This is a genomic window from Bradyrhizobium sp. USDA3516, from assembly GCF_057651995.1.
This window is the reverse complement of record NZ_JBYGYN010000003.1, coordinates 123,819-141,237: the sequence shown is the minus strand read 5'-3', so window position 1 is coordinate 141,237 and position 17,419 is coordinate 123,819. Positions and strand designations below refer to the sequence as shown.

The following is a 17,419-nucleotide window of genomic DNA, read 5'->3' as shown; positions in this document are numbered from 1 at the left end:
AATGGACCAGACCACCCCCATTGTGCTGGTTCCCGGGCTGGCGTCCTCGGCCCGGATCTATGCGCCGGTGATCCCTGCGCTCTGGCGCTTCGGGCCGGTGACGGTCGCCAACCACATCCGCGACGACAGCATGGCGGCGATCGCCCGCCGCATCCTCGCCGAGGCGCCGCCGCGCTTCGCCCTCGCCGGCCATTCCATGGGTGGCTACATCGCCTTCGAGATCATGCGCCAGGCCAGCGAGCGCGTGACAAGGCTCGCGCTGATCAACACCCAGGCCCGGCCCGATACGCCGGAAGCAACCGCACGCCGTGTTGCCCTGATGGAGCGCGCCAGGCGCGGCGAGCTCCGCGCCGTCCGCGAGGAGAGTTTTCCGGAGCTCGTGCACCCGTCGCGGCGCGATGACGCCGGGATTCTCGCGCTCGTGCATGCACAGGACGAGGACGTCGGCATCGAAGGCTATCTGCGGCAGCAGACCGCGATCATCGCCCGGGTGGATTCGCGGCCCTTGCTGGCGACGATCACATGCCCGACGCTGGTGCTGACGGGCGATACCGACAACACCATCCCCAACGCCTTCTCCAAGGAAATGGCCGAGGGCATCGCCGGCGCGAGACTCGTGATCCTCGATCGCTGCGGACACCTGCCGCAAGCCGAACAGCCGAAAGCGACGGTGCGGGCGCTGACCGAATGGCTCGAGAGCTAGGTTGTGCGAGGGCCGCAAAGGGCCTAGATCAGGCGTTTATACCGAAGGGATCACGATCATGCTGCGCGACGACATCAACAATGCGGTCAAGGAGGCCATGAAGGCCAAGGACGAGCGCAAGCTGTCCACGCTGCGCATGGTCAACTCCACCATCAAGAACGCCGACATCGACGCGCGCGGCAGCGGCAAGCCGCCGCTGTCGGACGCCGACATCCTCGCGGTACTGCAGAAGATGATCAAGCAGCGCCAGGAGGCGGTCGAGCTCTACGACAAGGGCGGCCGCGCCGAGCTTGCCGCGCAGGAGCGCGAGGAGATCGCGGTGATCTCGGCGTACCTGCCGAAGCAGATGTCCGATGACGAGGTGAAGAAGGCGATCACGGATGCGATCGCCGAGACGGGCGCGGGCGGCATGAAGGACATGGGCAAGGTGATCGCCGTGCTGCGCGCGAAATACGCCGGGCAGATGGATTTCGGCAAGGCCAGCGGCCTGGTGAAGGCTGCGCTGTCGGGCTAGTGCTCTTACCCTCCCCTGGAGGGGGAGGGTCGATCGCGCGAAGCGCGAGCGGGGTGGGGTGATCTCTCCACTCGGGCACCGCTTCCGTGGAAAAGACTGTCACCCCACCTCGGTTCGCATGCCGCTTCGCTCTATGCGAACCGATCCTCCCCCTCCAGGGGAGGATGGGCACCTTTGATGCCCGCATCAGTTCGGTCTACTCTCCCACAACAAGAACAAGGGAGGCACGATGACCGCCAGCAAGCCATTTCGCATCGCCATCGGCGACGACGTCCTCGCCGATCTCAAATCGCGCCTCGCCCGCACGCGCTGGCCGGAGGCCGAGCTGGTCGACGATTGGAGCCAGGGCGCGCCGCTGAAATGGATCCGGGAGATCTGCACCTATTGGGCGAATGACTATGACTGGCGCTCGCGCGAGACAAAGCTCAATCGCTTCGCGCAGTTCTCCACGGAGATCGACGGGCTCGACATCCACTTCATTCATGCGCGCGCGAAGGAACCTTCGGCGCTTCCGTTGATCATCACCCATGGCTGGCCCGGCTCCATCGTCGAGTTCCAGAAAGTCATCGCGCCGCTCACCGATCCCGCCGCGCATGGCGGCAATCCCGCCGATGCCTTTCACGTGATCTGCCCCTCGCTGCCTGGCTTCGGCTTCTCGGGCAAGCCGGCGACTACCGGCTGGGGCGTCGACCGCATCGCCGCGACCTGGGCCAAGCTGATGAACCGCCTGGGCTATGTGCGCTACGGCGCGCAAGGCGGCGACTGGGGCTCGGCGGTGACGACCTCGCTCGGCGCGCAGGACGCCGAGCATTGCGCCGGCATCCACATCACGCTCGCCTTCAACGCGGCGCCGAAGGTCGAGGGCGAGCCGACGCCAGAGGAGAAGCGGGCGCTCGCCGGCCTCAAGCATTATGTCGATCTCGATTCCGGTTACTCCAAGCAGCAATCGACGCGGCCGCAGACGCTCGGCTATGGCTTGACGGATTCGCCGAGCGGGCAGGCGGCCTGGATCCTCGAAAAGTTCTGGGCCTGGACCGATTGCAATGGCCACCCCGAAAACATCTTCAGCAAGGACGAGCTGCTCGACAACGTCATGCTCTATTGGGCGACGCAGACGGCGACCTCGTCGGCGCGGCTCTATTGGGAGAGCTTTGGCAAGCGCCGCACCACGCCGGTGGTGAAGGTGCCGACGGGCGTCGCGGTGTTTCCGAAGGAGATCATCACGCCGGTGCGGCGCTGGATGGAGCCGAACTTCCATGCCATCACGCACTGGAGCGAGATGGAGAAGGGCGGTCACTTCGCGGCATTCGAGCAGCCGGAGCTGTTCGTGCAGGATGTCAGGAAGTTCTTTGCGACGGTGCGGTGATTCACCGCTGTCGTTCCGGGGCGCCCGCAGGGCGAGCCCGGAATCCATTGGGCCGCAGCAAATGGGGTATGATGGATTCCGGGCTCGATGCTTCGCATCGCCCCGGAATGATGGAGAGAAGGACTGTCTCGGCCGTCACGCCCGGGCTTGTCCCGGGCGTCCACGGCCTTAGACTGACCGCCAAGAAGAACGTGGAAACGCCAGGCCCATGCTCACCGAAGCCGCAACCTACGACGAACTCGTCCGCAACTTCCGCTGGGATATCCCCGCGCGCTTCAACATTGCCGAGGCGTGCTGCGATCGTCACGCCGACGGCACCGGCCGGCTCGCGCTGATCTATGTCGACGACACCGGCGCCACCAGCCGCACCACCTTCGATGAGATCGCGGAGATATCGAGCCGTTTCGCCAATGTGCTGAAGGCGGACGGGCTTGTCCGCGGCGACCGCGTCGCGGTGTTCCTGTCGCAATCGCTGGAATTGCCGATCGTGCACATGGCGGCGTTTCGCTCGGCCCTGATCTCGATCCCGCTTTTCGCCCTGTTCGGCGAGGACGCGCTGGAATTCCGTCTGTCGAATTCGCAAGCGAAGGCGATCGTCACCGACGAAGCCGGCTGGGAAAAGCTGTCCAAGATCCGCGACCGCCTGCCGGAGCTGAGGAACGTCTACATCGTCGGCGCGCGCGTGCCCGCCGGCACGACATCGTTCTGGGATGCGGTGAAGTCCGCTTCGCCCGACTTTACGCGCGCGGACACCTCGGCCGACGATCCCGCCCTGATCATCTACACATCGGGCACGACGGGTAACCCGAAGGGCGCGCTGCATGCGCATCGTGTCGTGCTCGGCCATCTGCCGAACGTGGAGATGTGCCACAATTTCTTGCCCAGGCCCGGCGATCTCATGTGGACGCCGGCGGATTGGGCCTGGATCGGCGGGCTCATCAACGGTCTGCTCGCGTTCTGGTACCACGGCATTCCCCTGGTCGGCCATCGCGCGCGGAAATTCGAGCCGCAAGCGGCGATGCAGATGATGGCCGATCTTGCGGTCCGCAACGTCTTTCTGCCGCCGACGGCGCTGAAGCTGATGCGGCAGGCCGGAGTCAAGCATTCCGGCGTCAAGCTGCGCAGCATCTTCACCGGCGGCGAATCGCTCGGGGGTGAATTGCTCGGCTGGGTGCGCGAGACGTTTGGTGTCGACGCGCATGAGGTGTTCGGCCAGACCGAGTGCAACCTCGTGATCGGCAGCAACGCAAACCTGTTTCCGATCCGCCCGGGTTCGATGGGCAAGGCGACGCCGGGCTTCGATGTCCGCATTGTCAACGACAAGGGCGAGGAATTGCCGCGGGGTCAGCGCGGCATCATCGGCGTGCGCCAGCCGTGCCCCGTCACCATGCTCGAATATTGGCGCAACAAGGAGGCGACCGCGAAGAAATATGCCGGCGACTTCCTGCTCACCGGCGATCTCGGCGTGCAGGACGAGGACGGCTATTTCTGGTACGTCAGCCGCGAGGACGACGTCATCACCACCGCCGGCTATCGCGTCGGTCCCTCCGAGATCGAGCACACGCTGATGAAACATCCGTCGGCGGCCATGGCCGCTGTGGTCGGCATACCCGATCCGATCCGCACCGAATCGATCAAGGCCTGGATCGTGCTGCGTCCGGGCTTTGCCGGCAGCGATGCGCTCGCGCGCGAGATTCAGGAGTTCGTCAAGGTGCAGCTCGCCGCACACGAGTATCCCCGCTTCGTCGAATTCACCGAGACGCTGCCGATGACGGCGACCGGCAAGGTGCTGCGGCGCGAGCTGCGGGCCAAAGGCTGACTTCTTACAAGGGCTGGCTTCCGACCATGGCAAAGACGTCTCAAGCCGCAGGGCTTCACCGCGCCTCGCTTGCAAAGCTGCACGAGCTCGATACGGCGCTGGAGCTCATGTATTACGGCTGGCGCGGCATGACGCTGCAGGCGGACGCATATCTGGCCAAGCAGGGCCTGTCGCGTCCGCACCATCGCATCCTCTACGTGGTGGCGCGCCGGCCCGATATCGCCATCGGCGCGCTGATCGAGATCCTCGGCATCTCCAAACAGGCCCTCAACCGGCCACTCAATCTGCTGCTGGAGCGCAAGCTCCTGACTTCGAAGCGCTCGCCGGAGCAGCACCGCTCGAAATTGCTGCGCCTGACCGAAGCGGGGCGGCGCATCGAGCAGCGGGCCTCGGACCACGAGCGGCAGGTCCTGCGCGAAGCGTTCGCGCACGCCGGGGCGAGCGGTGCAGCGGGATGGATCGGCGTGATGGAGGCGATCGCCGACAACAACTGACCGAAATCTCAAGTCAACATAGTTGACATGAGGCGCGCGCTTTGCCACCTTCCTGGCCACAAGCCGAAGGGAGGATCCGTGTCGTGAGCGGACCGGCAATGGACCGCGCGGCCGCCGCAAGCTTCGTCGCGGCATGGTGCGCGAACTGGTGCAAAGTGGACGTCGACGCGGTCGTCGCCCATTTCGCCGACGATGCGCAGATGCGCAGCCCTCTCGCGCTCGCCCTGACGGGGTCTCCGACCGTCACCGGCGCCGAGAACATTCGCGCCTATTGGCGGAAAGCCTACGGCCACATCGAAAGCGCCGACCTGAAGATCCTGGGCTGGAGCTGGGACGAGGCGATCGCGCGACTGACGGTGTGGTGGCAATTGGGCGATACGCGCGCCAGCGAATTCATGGACTTCGACGATGCGGGCCGTGTGGTGCGCAGCGAAGCCTTCTACGGGAAATGACCATGCGATTTTCGGATATCGTCCTGCTTCTCAACACGCTCTGGTTCGTGGGCGCGTTCATCCAGTTCAGCATCGCCCAAACCAACACGTTGAAGATCCTGCTGCCGCGGGAGGAGCGCAACAATCCGATCGCGCCGACCCTTGCAGCGAGCGTCGCGTTCCTCGGCGGCATGAATCTGCCGATCGGGCTCTTGTCGCTCTATCTTCTGGCCGCCCGTCCGTCCTTCTTCCAACCGGTCGAAGCGCAGCTCGCGCTGTTCCTGTTCTTTGCCGCCTGCCATCTCAGCCAATTCGCCTATAACGTCCCGGTGCTGATGCGCGGCGGCCGCGTCGGGGTGGCCTATTGGCCGGTGTTGAAGGGCCCGATGCTCCGGATCTTCGTCATCGATGCGGCTCTGTTCGCGGCCAATATCGCAGTGGCGCTGCAGCTCACGATCGCGTCCTGATCTACCGCGGCGGCTCCGAGAGGGCCGCCCGCAGCATCGCGGCGAGCTCCTTGCGCCGGAACGGCTTGGTCAGAATGCGCGCGTCAATCCCGTCAGGCGTCTTGACCGGATTTTGGCTGTAGCCGGAGGTGAAGAGCACCTTGAGGCCGGGCCGCAGTTGAACGGCCTGCCTCGCCAGCTCCGGTCCGAACATGCCGCCGGGCATCACGACGTCGGTGAACAGCAACTGGATGTCCCCGGACCGGCGCAGCACGTCGAGCGCCGCGGGTCCGTTCGACGTCGCGATGACGCGGTAGCCGAGCGCCTTCAGCTCGCTTTCGACGTAGGCGCGCACCATGTCGTCGTCCTCGACGACGAGAACCGTCTCGCGTCCCTCGGCTGCGGCGCCGCGCTCTGCCGGCGGCGGCTCCTCGTTCGACGACGTCGCGAGGCGGGGAAAGAACAGCCTGACCACGCTGCCTTGACCCGGTTCGGACTGCATCTGGACAAGTCCGCCGGATTGCTGTGCAAAGCCGTAGACCATGCTGAGGCCGAGGCCGGTGCCCTTGCCGACCTCCTTGGTGGTGAAGAACGGCTCGAATGCGCGCCCCAAGACCTCACTGCTCATGCCGGAACCGGTATCCGTCACAGCCAGCATGACGTAGTCGCCGGGCCGCGGCTCGCCGTTGACGTCGAGGTCGGATTCACCGAGCGATGCATTCCGCACCTCGACCATCAGCTTGCCGCCGTCGGGCATCGCATCGCGCGCGTTGAGCACGAGATTGAGCACGGCCGTTGCCAACTGGCCGGGATCGACGCTGGCGAGCCAGAGATCCGGCGCGAAGGTGAAGCTGGATTCGATGTGCTCGCCCAGGGTCCGCTGCAGAAGCTGAGTCATGCCGGTCACCTGCTCGGCGATGTCGATCTCGCGCGGCCGCAGCGGCTGCTTGCGTGCGAAGGCGAGCAGGCTCTGCGTCAGGTCGGAACCGCGCTCGGCGGCGGTTGCAATGTCGTCGGCGATCCGGTGCAATTCCTCGTTGCCCGCAAGCCTTTCGGCGAGGTGCTCGGAATTGCCGAGAATGACGGTCAGGAGATTGTTGAAATCGTGCGCCACGCCGCCCGTGAGCTGGCCCATGGCTTCCATCTTCTGGGACTGGCTGAGCTTGTGACTGAGATCGGCGATGGCGGCGCGCTGTTGCTCGAGCGATTCGGCCGTGCTGTTGAGCAGGGTCATTAGCCCGCCGAGCTCGCCGCCCGGGTGGGGCTCCGGAATGCGCGCGCTGAGATCGCCGCGCCCGAGGCTCTTCGCCATGGCGGCGAGCCGTCCGACCTGTCGACCGATGCTCACGGTCGTCAGAATCCACAGGCCGGCGAGGAGCAGCAGCGATGCCACCGCCAAGATCGCCATGTCCTCGTAAAGCCGGCGGTTCGCTGCCGCGATCAGTCCGTCCTTGGACCGCCCCACCAAGATGTAGAGTCCGGCCTTGCGGATCGCGGGCGAGCGGGCAACGCCCCAGATCTGCGTGCCGCCGCCGCGATCGGTGATCTCCCGGAACGGCTCGGCATCGGGCGCTGCCGCGAAGCCGAACAGGTCGGAGCCTGCAATGGAGCCGCCGACCGGTACGCTCCAGCCGCCACCCTTGGGGGCGGCCAGGACCGTGCCTTTGGCGTCGACGAGCAGGATGTCCTTCTCGGCGAGCAGCCGCTTGTCGTGAAACTCCGCGAATTTGTTCAGGTTGAAGGACGCCAGCAGCACGAATTTCAGCGCGCCCGTCTCCGATCGCACCGGATAGGCGATCTGCAGCACCGACAGGCCCGTGAGGCGGCCGAACACCGGCTCCACCGCGACGACGCCGTGAAGGTTCTTGACCTCCTTGAAATAGCCGCGGTCGTTCAGGTCGAGCGTGCGGTTGGTCCGCAGCGAGTCGCAGAACAGTCTGCCGTCGGGATCGATGGTCAGGATCCCCGTGAACTGCGGATATTCCTCGCGGACGTCGGACAGGAACGCCGAGCATGCGGCCTTGTCGCGCGTGTCGAGGTCGCGGGCACGGGCGAGCCCGTAATGAAGCTGCGCGGTGCCCTGGATCTTCTCGCCGAGATCGGTCGCGATGTCGTCGGCGGATGCCGCGAGATTGGCCAGGGCCGCGTCGATCTCGCTCGTCCGGTTCTGCACGAAGCGCAGCCCGACCAGACTAGCCGGGACGAGCATGGCCGCGATGACGAGGATCAGTAACCGGGTACGCAGGCTCATCGGTGGGGGATATCCGCTCTCGGGCGAGGATGCTCGGAGGTACAATTTGAGGCACGATCATCTGCCTCGTCCATAGTGTCGTCGCGAAAATCGCACGAAAGGCTAACGATTTCGCCGTGCGAGCATTGTTGTTTCGCTGCTACCCTTCGCGCCGGCGGACATCGAGTTGCGCCGCCGCGCGGCGGCGCTAGTATCGCGGCATGCGCGCGACGAAGATCGCGCCGATGTGCGGAGGAAGCTGATGTCCATCTCGGGCAAGGTCGATCCGGTGGTGCGTCCGGTGGCGGCGGTCGACATCGCCGAGGCGCTGGCCCTGGGCCTGCGCGATTTCCAGGCGCTGCCGCTCTACGGTCTCTGCTTCGGCGCGCTCTACGCCGCCGGCGGCATCGTCATCATGCTCTGTCTCACCGCCTTCGGCATGGTCTACCTGGTCTATCCCCTCGCTGCCGGCTTTGCGCTGATCGGACCGTTCGTTGCGATCGGCCTGTACGAAGTCAGCCGGCGCCGCGAGCGCGGCGAGCCGGTCTCGTTCGCTGCGATCTGGTCCGCGATCCGCTCGCGCAGCGAGATCGGCTGGATGGCCTTCGTGACGTTGTTCGTGTTCGTGGTCTGGATGTACCAGGTGCGGCTCCTGATCGCGCTGCTGCTCGGCCTCAATGCCTCGTTCTCGAGCTTGCAGGAATTCATGACCGTGGTGCTGACGACCAGCGAGGGCCTCTTGTTCCTGGCCATCGGCAATGCGGTCGGGGCCGTGCTGTCGCTGATCCTGTTCTCGCTGACCGTGGTGTCGTTCCCGCTGCTGCTCGATCGCGAGGTCGATTTCGTCACGGCCATGGTGACGAGCGTGCGCGCGGTGGTGACCAGCCCGCTGCCGATGATCGGTTGGGCCGCCGTGATCGTGATGCTGCTGATCGTCTCGGCGCTGCCCTATTTTCTCGGGCTGGTGGTCACGCTGCCCGTGCTCGGGCATGCGACCTGGCATCTGTATCGGCGCTTGGTAGCGCCGGTTGTTTAGGTATCGTCGCTCTTCCTTTTCCCCTTGTGGGGAGAGGGGAAGGTACCGCTCCTTGTCCTCACATCCACTACGGCACCTTGATCCCCATCGCCTTCAGCGCTTCCAGCAACCGCACCGGCGGAGCCATCTCGATCTTCGGCGCCTTGCCCGTTTCCAGCAGGCTCTTCAATCCCGACAGGATCGCCGGCCAGCCGGTGCGGCCGCCGGAAAGGATGTCGTCGCTGAGCTCGCGGTCGTGGCGCTGGCTCAGCGTGAGGCGGACGGCTTCGCCGGCCGGCTCGATCTCGTAGGTGACGACGGTGATGCCGAGTTTTTCGACGAGACCGGGCCAGTTCACGTTCCACGTCACCGTCAGCTTCCTGGGCGGATCGTATTCGAACACTTCGCCGCGGATGTGCTCGGAGCCGTCGGGCGCATGCACGATGAAGCTGCCGCCGAGCTTCGGCTCCATCTCGACCGCAAAGCCCGAGAAATATTTCCGGCTGAACTCGGCGGAGGTCAGCGCCTCCCACACCTTCTCCGGCGTCGAGGCGATGTAGATGGTGTAGACGGTCAGCGGCTTGAATTGATCCAGGTTCATCGTGCATCGATCCTTCTTTGAGCGAACTTACTCATCGCGTTTCTCCAACTGACGCTTCAGCTCGCTGAGCGCAGCCAATTTGTTGCGCTCGAACTTCTTGATCCAGCGTTCGCCGATCTGATGGATCGGCACCGGGTTGAGGTAGTGCAGCTTCTCGCGGCCTTGTCTGATGGTCGTCACCAGGTTGGCCTCTTCCAGAATGACGAGGTGTTTCGTGACGGCCTGCCGCGTCATGGCGAGGCCCTCGCAAAGCTCGTTCAATGTCTGGCCGTTCCTGGCGTGAAGCCTGTCGAGCAGCGACCGTCGTGACGCATCGGCGAGCGCTTTGAAGACTTCATCCATGGCCGCAACAATAGGCAACTAAAAGGTTGCATGTCAAGCCGCGAAAGCGAGGAGAGAGGGAACGTCTTCCGTTCCAGCGCTCGCCATGCATTAATGCGGCAAAACCGCCTTCAGCGAGTCCCTTCCATGATGTCCATGCAAGCCTACCTCGCCTTCGTCGCCGCCTGCATTGCGCTGGCGCTGCTGCCGGGGCCGATCGTCACCCTCGTCATCGCCAATGGCTTGCGCCACGGCACGCGTGCGGCGCTCATCAACGTGGCCGGCGCGCAGGCCGGGCTTGCCATCGTCATCGGCATCGTCGCGATCGGCCTGACCTCGCTGATGGCGACCATGGGCTATTGGTTCGACTGGGTGCGCTTTGCCGGCGCCGCCTATCTCGTCTGGCTCGGCATCAAGCTGATCCGGACGCCGGTCGAGGGCGTCGATGTCGACGCGCCGCCACCGCCGCCGCGCGGCGGCTTCTTCCTGCAGGGATTCCTGGTGCTGCTGTCGAATCCCAAGGTACTGGTGTTCTTCGGCGCTTTCATTCCGCAGTTCATGGACATGAGCCAGCCGCATGTCCCGCAGGTCGCGCTGCTGGGGGTCACCTTCATGGTGACGGCCGTGATGAGCGATGCGCTCTATGCGATTGCCGCCGGGCGCGCGCGAAAATTCTTCTCGGCGCGGCGCACGCGGATGATGTCGCGCATCTCCGGCGGCTTCATGATCGGCGGCGGCATCTGGCTGGCGCTGACGCGGGCGAAGTGACCGCTCAACTCATTCCCTGCTCGCGCAGCGTGGCCTCGATCTGGCGCAGGATCCGCGCCAGCCGCTCGGCCCATTGCTGCTGGCCGCTCTCCTCAGTGATCAGGTCCTGGCGGATCTCGATGCCGGTGTTGACGAGGCCGCGCGCCTCGCCGTGGATTGGAATCGTGTAGTCGGTGATGTCGCTCACCGCATAAGGCTGGTTGTCACCGACGACGAGCGCGCTCTCGGCCCGCAAATGCTGCAGCATCAGCTGCGGCAGCACGGTGTCGCGGCGATAGAGCGTGCCGATGTGCCAGGGCCGCGGCTCGCCGTAAAAGACCGGCGTGAAGCTGTGCAGCGCCACCAGCACTGTCGGCCTGCCCGCCTTGAGGCGTGCATCGATCGCAGCGCCAATCCGGCGGTGATAGGGATCGAAGATCTCGCGCCGGCGCATCTCCTTGGCCGCGGCCGACAGATCCTCGTTGCCGGGGATGGCGGTCGCCTCGGAGATCACGGGAATCGAGCTTGCGACGCCGGGCGGGCGGTTGCAGTCGATCACCAGGCGCGAATAACGCTGCGCGATCAGATGCGCATCGAGCATCCGAGCGAGCCGCTCGGCGACGCCGGCGATGCCGATGTCCCAGGCGATGTGCCTGTCGAGATCGCGCTCCGCGACGCCGAGATCGCCGAGCGCGCGCGGCAGCACCCGTCCGTAATGGTCGGCGGTGACCAGGAACGGCGATGCCCCTGCCGCATTCACCTCATGCACGGGCGGAATGTCGCCCTCGCCGAGCAGCTGGTCGGTTGCGTCGGCTATATCCAAAGCCATCCTGATTTGCCTATGGAATGACAAACTGTGTAAACGGAGTAGCGGTATCGCAGCGACGCCGCAACGTTGGAACGGAATGAACTCGGATCGACTCTTCGTTTACGGCACCCTGATGCGCGGCTTCGACCACCCTATGGCGCGGCTGCTCGCGGGCCATGCTGAATTCATCAGTGAAGCCACCTGCCGCGGCCGGCTCGTTCTGGTCGAGCACTATCCGGGATTGCTGCTCTCGGAGGCGCCGTCGGACATCGTCCATGGCGAGCTGTTTCAGCTGCGTGTGCCGGACGAGCTCCTGCGCGAGCTCGACATGTACGAGGCCTGCGGCGAGGGCTTTCCGGAGCCGACCGAATATCTGCGGCAGATGATCGACGTGACGTTGCCCGACGGCACCACCGCGAAGGCGTGGACCTACGTCTACAATTGGCCGGCCACCGATCTGCCGCGCATCGAATCCGGGCGCTTCCTCGATCGCTAAGCCGACAGCACCTCCTTCACCACGCGCACGTCGACCTCGCGCTCGACATAGGTCCACTCCTCGCTCCGCCGCAGCATCGCCACGAGCTCCTCGAACAGCGCGGCGTTGGCGGGCGCGAATTCGAACCAGGTCAGGAAATCGAACGGGCCGCCGAGATCGCGGCAATGATAGAGCTGGCGCGCGATCGCGGGCAGAAAGCGCAAGCTGCTGGCAATGTGGTGCGACCTGTCCTCGAAAATCTTGCGGCGCTCTTCCTGGGTCAGCTCCCACCAGGCCTGCGACTTGCGGATCGGGATCAGCGCCGCGCTGGTGGCTTCCAGCCGGCCGAGGCCGGCCTGCACGGCGACGAGCTGCTGCTTCTCAGGCCTTTCGGTGTAGCGCAGGCTGCTGGCGACGCCGACCAGCCGCCAGGCATTGCGCGAGGGCACCAGCGGCAACGAGACGGCCTCGCTGTCGGTGACCGACAGCGCCGGCACGAAGGGCAGGGACTCGCCCGTCACGGGCGAAAGCGAGGTCACCCGCCAACCCCCGGTCTGGCCGCCCCGAAAGGTCCTGAACATGGCGGTATGGAAGCGTGGAACCGGGCGCAGTTCAAGGGCCCTTTCGAGCGTCATTCCGGGGCGATGCGCAGCATCGAACCCGGAATCTCGAGATTCGGGGTTCGCCCTTTGGGCGCCCCGGAATGACGGAGAGGGCTGTGAACAGCGCGCATAAGCCCGACAAACCTGACTTTTAGGCCCGCCGTCCCTATATCCCTGATCCTTCGCCCGACTCAAACGCTCGGCTAAACTCGCCCCATGCGCTTCACACCCCAGTTCCTCGACGAGCTTCGTGCCCGGCTTTCGGTCTCCGAGGTCGTGGGCAAGCGCGTCAAGCTGAAGAAGGCCGGGCGGGAGTGGAAGGGGCTGTCGCCGTTCCAGCAGGAGAAGACGCCGTCCTTCTACGTCAACGACCAGAAGGGATTTTATCACGACTTCTCCTCGGGCAAGCACGGCGACATCATCACCTTCGTGATGGAGACCGACGGCCTGCCGTTCGCGGAAGCGGTGGAGCGGCTTGCCAACATGGCGGGCCTGCCGCTGCCGGCGGTGACGCCCAACGCGGCGCGCGAGGAGCAGCGGCGGCGCTCGCTGTATGACGTGATGGATCTCGCGGCGAAATTCTACGCCGAGACGCTGGCTTCGCGCGTGGGTGCGAAGGCGCGCGGCTATCTCGCCGATCGCGCCATCTCGCCGGCGACGCAATTGCAGTTCCGCCTCGGCTATGCGCCGCCGCCGCCCGATCGCTTCGCGCTGAAGGAACATCTCGGCAAGCTCGGCGTCTCCGTCGAGGACATGATCGAGACCGGCCTGCTTGTGGCCGGCAACGACATTCCCGTGCCTTACGACCGCTTCCGCGATCGCGTGATGTTTCCCATCACGGATCTGCGCGGCCGCGTCATCGCCTTCGGCGGGCGCGCGCTGGAGAAGGACGTTCCGGCCAAATATCTGAACTCGCCGGAGACGCCGCTCTTCCACAAGGGCGATAATCTCTACAACCACCAGACCGCGCGCAAAGCCACCCATGACGGTGCGCCGCTGATCGTGGTCGAAGGCTATGTCGACGTCATCGCCATGGTCACCGCGGGCTTTGCCGGCAGCGTCGCGCCGCTCGGCACCGCGCTCACCGAGAGCCAGCTCGCGCTGCTCTGGAAGATGGCGGACGAGCCGATCCTCTGCTTCGACGGCGACCGCGCCGGACAGAAGGCGGCGTATCGTGCTGCGGACCTTGCCTTGCCGTTCCTCGCGCCCGGCAAGAGTCTTCGCTTTGCGCTGCTGCCGGAAGGGCAGGACCCCGACGATCTCGTGCGCTCCGGCGGGCGCGGCGCGATCGAGGAGGTGATCGCCGCCGCCCGTCCGCTCGCCGACATGATCTGGTCGCGCGAGTTAGAGGGCGGCAATTTCGCGACGCCCGAGCGGCGCGCCGCGCTCGAGGCGCGGATCAGGGAGCTCACGGGCGGCATCCGCGACGAGGTGGTGCGGCGCTATTATCGCGACGAATTCGTCGAGCGGCTGCAGCGCACCTTCGCGCCCGAAGGCGGGCGCGGCTTCGGCGGCCGGGGCAATTTCCGCGCAGGTGGCGGCCGGCCGTTCCAGCCGCGGGGCGGGGCGAATCGATTCGGCGGGCAAGGCTTTGGCGGGCAAGGCTTCGGTGGGCGGCGCGGCCCCCCGGGTCCGGCCCCGCTGCCCTCCGGCCCCTACCAGGCGGCGAGCCCGCAGCTGGCGGCAAGCCCGATCCTGCGGGGCCAGCGCAGCGCCATCTCCCGCCGGGAGGCGCTGATCCTGCAATGCCTGATCAACCACCCCTGGCTGCTGCACGAGCACCTAGAGGAGGTCGCCGCCCTGGAGCTGGCCCATCCCGAGGCCCACAAGCTCCGGGCCGCCATCATCGCCGCCTTCGCCAACGACCATCACCACTCGCCGGACCCCGGCGAGCAGGCCGAAAAGATGCGCGGCGACCTCGCAAAGGGCGGATTTTCTCAAACTCTTCAAAGGGTTGAGAACGTCATCACGACCCAGGCGGTGTGGGCCGCCCGCGAGGGCGCGGCGCGGGACGACGTTCTTGCCACCTGGCACCAGCTGGTTGCCTTGCATCGGCAATGGCATTCACTACTTAGAGAGCTGAAAGACGCCGAGCTGGCCTTGGGGGAGGATCCCAGCGAGGCCAATTTGGCGTGGCTGCGTGACGTCAAGGCTCGGATAGGAGAAGTCGACGGTACCGAGGCCCTGATCGAGGGTTTTGGCGAGCTGTCGGGCCGGCTCCAGAAGAGCATGTGATGAAAGAATCATGCGGACGGAAGCGGCTGGAACCGCTAAAAGACTCGCCAAATCCTAGGTTTGGCGGCAAAAACAGGGTTAATCGAGGCTTAACGGTCTTGTAGCACTTTGGCCAAGAGGCGGCCGCAGGCATAACAGACGCGTCAGGAATGAATCCGCGCAATCGCTGTTGGCACTACACCTGCATCCGCTGCGACAAAGAGGCTGACGAAGCGTTAGGCAATTCCGGCGAGAGAAAGTTGGGGGTGGCGAGAGGTTTGTGCGCCGCCCTTTCCGTGTCGAGAGCTGCCGAAGCGAGAGCGTCGAGCAACAGGTTCATGTGAATTCACGCGAAGGCGCGGGCATGCGTCTCGCATGAAGCGCGTTTAGGAGCAATGGATGGCCACCAAGGCAAAGACGCTGCAGGCGAAGGACAAGGAAAAAGACGACAAGGCAGCGGATGCGCCGGAGAAGGATTCCCAGGACGCGCCCTCGCCCTTGCTCGACCTGTCCGACGCCGCCGTGAAGAAGATGATCAAGCAGGCCAAGAAGCGCGGCTTCGTGACCTTCGATCAGCTCAACGAAGTCTTGCCGTCCGACCAGACCTCGCCCGAACAGATCGAGGACATCATGTCGATGCTCTCGGACATGGGCATCAACGTCACCGAAGCCGACGACAGCGAAGGCGAGGAAGAGAAGGACGAGGGCGAGGACGAGACCGATAACGAACTCGTCGAGGTCACCCAGAAGGCCGTCACCGAGGTCAAGAAGAGCGAGCCGGGCGAGCGCACCGACGATCCCGTGCGCATGTATCTGCGCGAGATGGGCACGGTCGAGCTGCTTTCCCGCGAAGGCGAAATCGCCATCGCCAAGCGCATCGAGGCCGGCCGCGAGGCGATGATCGCGGGCCTCTGCGAAAGCCCGCTGACCTTCCAGGCCATCATCATCTGGCGCGACGAGCTCAACGAGGGCAAGATCTTCCTCCGCGACATCATCGATCTCGAAGCCACTTATGCCGGCCCGGATGCCAAGGCCGGCATGAACACTGCGATGATCGCAGGTCCCAATGGCGAGGGCGGCGAAGCCGCTGCCGAAGGCGGCGAAGCCACCGCCTCTGCCGGTGCGCCCGCGCATGTCGCGCCGCCTGCCGCGCCGCCGGCGCCGACCCCGTTCCGCGCCGCGCCCGCTGGCGGCGCAGTCGACGGCGAGGAGAAGGATCCGGGCGAGGCCGCGGCCGAATCCGACATGGACGACGACGAGTTCGAGAACCAGATGTCGCTCGCGGCGATCGAGGCCGAGCTCAAGCCGAAGGTGGTCGAGATCTTCGACCGCATCGCCGACAGCTACAAGAAGCTGCGCAAGCTTCAGGAGCAGGACATCCAGAACCAGCTCCAGAACGAATCGCTCTCGCCGCACCAGGAGCGCAAGTACAAGAAGTTGAAGGACGAGATCATCGTCGAAGTGAAGTCGCTGCGCCTCAATCAGGCCCGTATCGACTCGCTCGTCGAGCAGCTCTACGACATCAACAAGCGCCTCGTCTCGCATGAGGGCCGCCTGATGCGCCTTGCCGACAGCCACGGCGTCGCGCGCGAGGATTTCCTGCGCAACTACACCGGCTCGGAGCTCGACCCGCGCTGGCTCAACCGCGTCTCGAAATTATCGGCGAAAGGCTGGAAGAACTTCGTCCACCACGAGAAGGACCGCATCAAGGACCTCCGTCACGAGGTGCATCAGCTCGCCGCGCTGACCGGCCTCGAGATCGTCGAGTTCCGCAAGATCGTGCACTCCGTGCAGAAGGGCGAGCGCGAGGCCCGCCAGGCCAAGAAGGAGATGGTGGAAGCCAACCTCCGTCTCGTGATCTCGATCGCCAAGAAGTACACCAACCGCGGCCTGCAGTTCCTCGACCTGATCCAGGAAGGCAACATCGGCCTGATGAAGGCGGTCGACAAGTTCGAGTACCGCCGCGGCTACAAGTTCTCGACCTACGCGACGTGGTGGATCCGGCAGGCGATCACCCGCTCGATCGCCGACCAGGCCCGCACCATCCGCATCCCCGTGCACATGATCGAGACGATCAACAAGATCGTGCGCACGAGCCGGCAGATGCTCAACGAGATCGGCCGCGAGCCCACTCCTGAGGAATTGGCCGAAAAGCTCGGCATGCCACTGGAGAAAGTGCGAAAAGTCCTCAAGATCGCCAAGGAGCCGCTGTCGCTGGAGACCCCGGTGGGCGACGAAGAGGATTCGCACCTCGGCGATTTCATCGAGGACAAGAACGCGATCCTCCCCATCGACGCCGCGATCCAGTCCAATCTGCGCGAGACCACCACGCGCGTCCTCGCCTCGCTCACCCCGCGCGAAGAACGCGTGCTGCGCATGCGCTTCGGCATCGGCATGAACACGGATCATACGCTGGAAGAAGTGGGGCAGCAGTTCTCGGTGACGCGCGAGCGCATCAGGCAGATCGAGGCGAAGGCGCTGAGGAAGCTGAAGCATCCGTCGCGGTCAAGGAAGCTGCGGAGCTTTTTGGATAATTGATTTCTTGGCAACTGCAATCGAGAGCCCGGCCATACTGCCGGGCTTTCTCTTGCGATGGTGTTCTACCTTTGATTGAGATATGACGAGATGAGTAG

17 protein-coding genes are annotated in these 17,419 nt (G+C 65.1%); 12 read left to right on the top strand and 5 right to left on the bottom strand.

The features are described from left to right. Window position 1: 1 nt before the first annotated feature. From AC24YW_RS10820 to AC24YW_RS10790, 7 genes are all read left to right on the top strand, one after another. Complete coding sequence (locus AC24YW_RS10820) at window positions 2–703, top strand: alpha/beta fold hydrolase (RefSeq protein ID WP_487482726.1); 702 nt, start codon at window positions 2–4, stop codon at window positions 701–703. A gap of 58 nt (window positions 704–761) precedes the next feature. Then, window positions 762–1,217, top strand: a complete 456-nt coding sequence (locus tag AC24YW_RS10815; protein WP_487482725.1) for a GatB/YqeY domain-containing protein — start codon at window positions 762–764, stop codon at window positions 1,215–1,217. Between the two features lie 229 nt (window positions 1,218–1,446). Then, entirely contained in the window at window positions 1,447–2,583 is a 1,137-nt protein-coding gene (locus tag AC24YW_RS10810; protein ID WP_487482724.1) for an epoxide hydrolase family protein, read from the top strand. A 208-nt stretch (window positions 2,584–2,791) separates the two neighbouring features. After that, entirely contained in the window at window positions 2,792–4,402 is a 1,611-nt protein-coding gene (locus tag AC24YW_RS10805; RefSeq protein WP_487482723.1) for an acyl-CoA synthetase, read from the top strand. A gap of 26 nt (window positions 4,403–4,428) precedes the next feature. Further along, on the top strand, window positions 4,429–4,896 hold the full coding sequence (locus tag AC24YW_RS10800) for a MarR family transcriptional regulator (protein ID WP_487482722.1): 468 nt from the start codon (window positions 4,429–4,431) through the stop codon (window positions 4,894–4,896). Window positions 4,897–4,994: 98 nt separating this feature from the next. After that, window positions 4,995–5,348 (top strand): nuclear transport factor 2 family protein, encoded by a 354-nt coding sequence (locus AC24YW_RS10795; RefSeq protein WP_487482721.1) that lies wholly within the window; start codon window positions 4,995–4,997, stop codon window positions 5,346–5,348. Window positions 5,349–5,350: 2 nt separating this feature from the next. Beyond that, entirely contained in the window at window positions 5,351–5,794 is a 444-nt protein-coding gene (locus AC24YW_RS10790) for a hypothetical protein (protein WP_487482720.1), read from the top strand. A 1-nt stretch (window position 5,795) separates the two neighbouring features. Here AC24YW_RS10790 and AC24YW_RS10785 read toward each other — a convergent pair whose 3' ends face one another. Further along, the gene (locus AC24YW_RS10785; protein ID WP_487482719.1) at window positions 5,796–8,024 is read right to left on the bottom strand and encodes an ATP-binding protein; all 2,229 of its coding nucleotides are present in this window, start codon (window positions 8,022–8,024) and stop codon (window positions 5,796–5,798) included. Window positions 8,025–8,265: 241 nt separating this feature from the next. Between AC24YW_RS10785 and AC24YW_RS10780 the strand changes: the two genes are divergently transcribed. Next, entirely contained in the window at window positions 8,266–9,039 is a 774-nt protein-coding gene (locus AC24YW_RS10780; RefSeq protein WP_487482718.1) for a DUF2189 domain-containing protein, read from the top strand. Between the two features lie 67 nt (window positions 9,040–9,106). Here the strand turns inward: AC24YW_RS10780 and AC24YW_RS10775 are convergent, their stop codons facing one another. Then, window positions 9,107–9,619: an SRPBCC family protein gene (locus AC24YW_RS10775; protein ID WP_487482717.1), complete on the bottom strand. Its 513-nt coding sequence runs from the start codon at window positions 9,617–9,619 to the stop codon at window positions 9,107–9,109. A 27-nt stretch (window positions 9,620–9,646) separates the two neighbouring features. Beyond that, window positions 9,647–9,961, bottom strand: coding sequence for an ArsR/SmtB family transcription factor (locus AC24YW_RS10770; protein WP_487482716.1), 315 nt, complete (start codon window positions 9,959–9,961; stop codon window positions 9,647–9,649). 126 nt (window positions 9,962–10,087) lie between these two features. On the opposite strand from AC24YW_RS10770, the gene AC24YW_RS10765 reads away from it, so the two are divergent. Further along, window positions 10,088–10,708 (top strand): LysE family translocator, encoded by a 621-nt coding sequence (locus tag AC24YW_RS10765; protein WP_487482715.1) that lies wholly within the window; start codon window positions 10,088–10,090, stop codon window positions 10,706–10,708. A gap of 4 nt (window positions 10,709–10,712) precedes the next feature. On the opposite strand, the gene AC24YW_RS10760 is transcribed toward AC24YW_RS10765, so the two are convergent. Continuing rightward, complete coding sequence (locus AC24YW_RS10760; protein WP_487482714.1) at window positions 10,713–11,516, bottom strand: N-formylglutamate amidohydrolase; 804 nt, start codon at window positions 11,514–11,516, stop codon at window positions 10,713–10,715. Window positions 11,517–11,592: 76 nt separating this feature from the next. Between AC24YW_RS10760 and AC24YW_RS10755 the strand changes: the two genes are divergently transcribed. Beyond that, window positions 11,593–11,991 (top strand): gamma-glutamylcyclotransferase family protein, encoded by a 399-nt coding sequence (locus AC24YW_RS10755; protein WP_487482713.1) that lies wholly within the window; start codon window positions 11,593–11,595, stop codon window positions 11,989–11,991. Here the strand turns inward: AC24YW_RS10755 and AC24YW_RS10750 are convergent. Further along, the gene (locus tag AC24YW_RS10750; protein ID WP_487482712.1) at window positions 11,988–12,551 is read right to left on the bottom strand and encodes a chlorite dismutase family protein; all 564 of its coding nucleotides are present in this window, start codon (window positions 12,549–12,551) and stop codon (window positions 11,988–11,990) included. The two genes, AC24YW_RS10755 and AC24YW_RS10750, sit on opposite strands and share 4 nt — an antisense overlap. Window positions 12,552–12,788: 237 nt before the next feature. Between AC24YW_RS10750 and dnaG the strand changes: the two genes are divergently transcribed. Continuing rightward, window positions 12,789–14,807, top strand: a complete 2,019-nt coding sequence (gene dnaG, locus AC24YW_RS10745) for a DNA primase (RefSeq protein ID WP_487482711.1) — start codon at window positions 12,789–12,791, stop codon at window positions 14,805–14,807. Window positions 14,808–15,185: 378 nt separating this feature from the next. Next, window positions 15,186–17,324 carry an RNA polymerase sigma factor RpoD gene (gene rpoD / locus AC24YW_RS10740; RefSeq protein WP_487482710.1) on the top strand — a complete coding sequence of 713 codons (2,139 nt, stop codon included), beginning with the start codon at window positions 15,186–15,188 and terminating at the stop codon, window positions 17,322–17,324. Window positions 17,325–17,419 lie beyond the last annotated feature (95 nt).

Excerpts from the sequence above, each read along its gene's own strand:
- AC24YW_RS10820 (WP_487482726.1), top strand. The coding sequence starts at position 2 with ATGGACCAGACCACCCCCATTGTGCTGGTTCCCGGGCTGGCGTCCTCG.
- AC24YW_RS10815 (WP_487482725.1), top strand. The coding sequence starts at position 762 with ATGCTGCGCGACGACATCAACAATGCGGTCAAGGAGGCCATGAAGGCC.
- AC24YW_RS10810 (WP_487482724.1), top strand. The coding sequence starts at position 1,447 with ATGACCGCCAGCAAGCCATTTCGCATCGCCATCGGCGACGACGTCCTC.
- AC24YW_RS10805 (WP_487482723.1), top strand. The coding sequence starts at position 2,792 with ATGCTCACCGAAGCCGCAACCTACGACGAACTCGTCCGCAACTTCCGC.
- AC24YW_RS10800 (WP_487482722.1), top strand. The coding sequence starts at position 4,429 with ATGGCAAAGACGTCTCAAGCCGCAGGGCTTCACCGCGCCTCGCTTGCA.
- AC24YW_RS10795 (WP_487482721.1), top strand. The coding sequence starts at position 4,995 with ATGGACCGCGCGGCCGCCGCAAGCTTCGTCGCGGCATGGTGCGCGAAC.
- AC24YW_RS10790 (WP_487482720.1), top strand. The coding sequence starts at position 5,351 with ATGCGATTTTCGGATATCGTCCTGCTTCTCAACACGCTCTGGTTCGTG.
- AC24YW_RS10785 (WP_487482719.1), bottom strand. The coding sequence starts at position 8,024 with ATGAGCCTGCGTACCCGGTTACTGATCCTCGTCATCGCGGCCATGCTC.
- AC24YW_RS10780 (WP_487482718.1), top strand. The coding sequence starts at position 8,266 with ATGTCCATCTCGGGCAAGGTCGATCCGGTGGTGCGTCCGGTGGCGGCG.
- AC24YW_RS10775 (WP_487482717.1), bottom strand. The coding sequence starts at position 9,619 with ATGAACCTGGATCAATTCAAGCCGCTGACCGTCTACACCATCTACATC.
- AC24YW_RS10770 (WP_487482716.1), bottom strand. The coding sequence starts at position 9,961 with ATGGATGAAGTCTTCAAAGCGCTCGCCGATGCGTCACGACGGTCGCTG.
- AC24YW_RS10765 (WP_487482715.1), top strand. The coding sequence starts at position 10,088 with ATGATGTCCATGCAAGCCTACCTCGCCTTCGTCGCCGCCTGCATTGCG.
- AC24YW_RS10760 (WP_487482714.1), bottom strand. The coding sequence starts at position 11,516 with ATGGCTTTGGATATAGCCGACGCAACCGACCAGCTGCTCGGCGAGGGC.
- AC24YW_RS10755 (WP_487482713.1), top strand. The coding sequence starts at position 11,593 with ATGAACTCGGATCGACTCTTCGTTTACGGCACCCTGATGCGCGGCTTC.
- AC24YW_RS10750 (WP_487482712.1), bottom strand. The coding sequence starts at position 12,551 with ATGTTCAGGACCTTTCGGGGCGGCCAGACCGGGGGTTGGCGGGTGACC.
- dnaG (WP_487482711.1), top strand. The coding sequence starts at position 12,789 with ATGCGCTTCACACCCCAGTTCCTCGACGAGCTTCGTGCCCGGCTTTCG.
- rpoD (WP_487482710.1), top strand. The coding sequence starts at position 15,186 with ATGGCCACCAAGGCAAAGACGCTGCAGGCGAAGGACAAGGAAAAAGAC.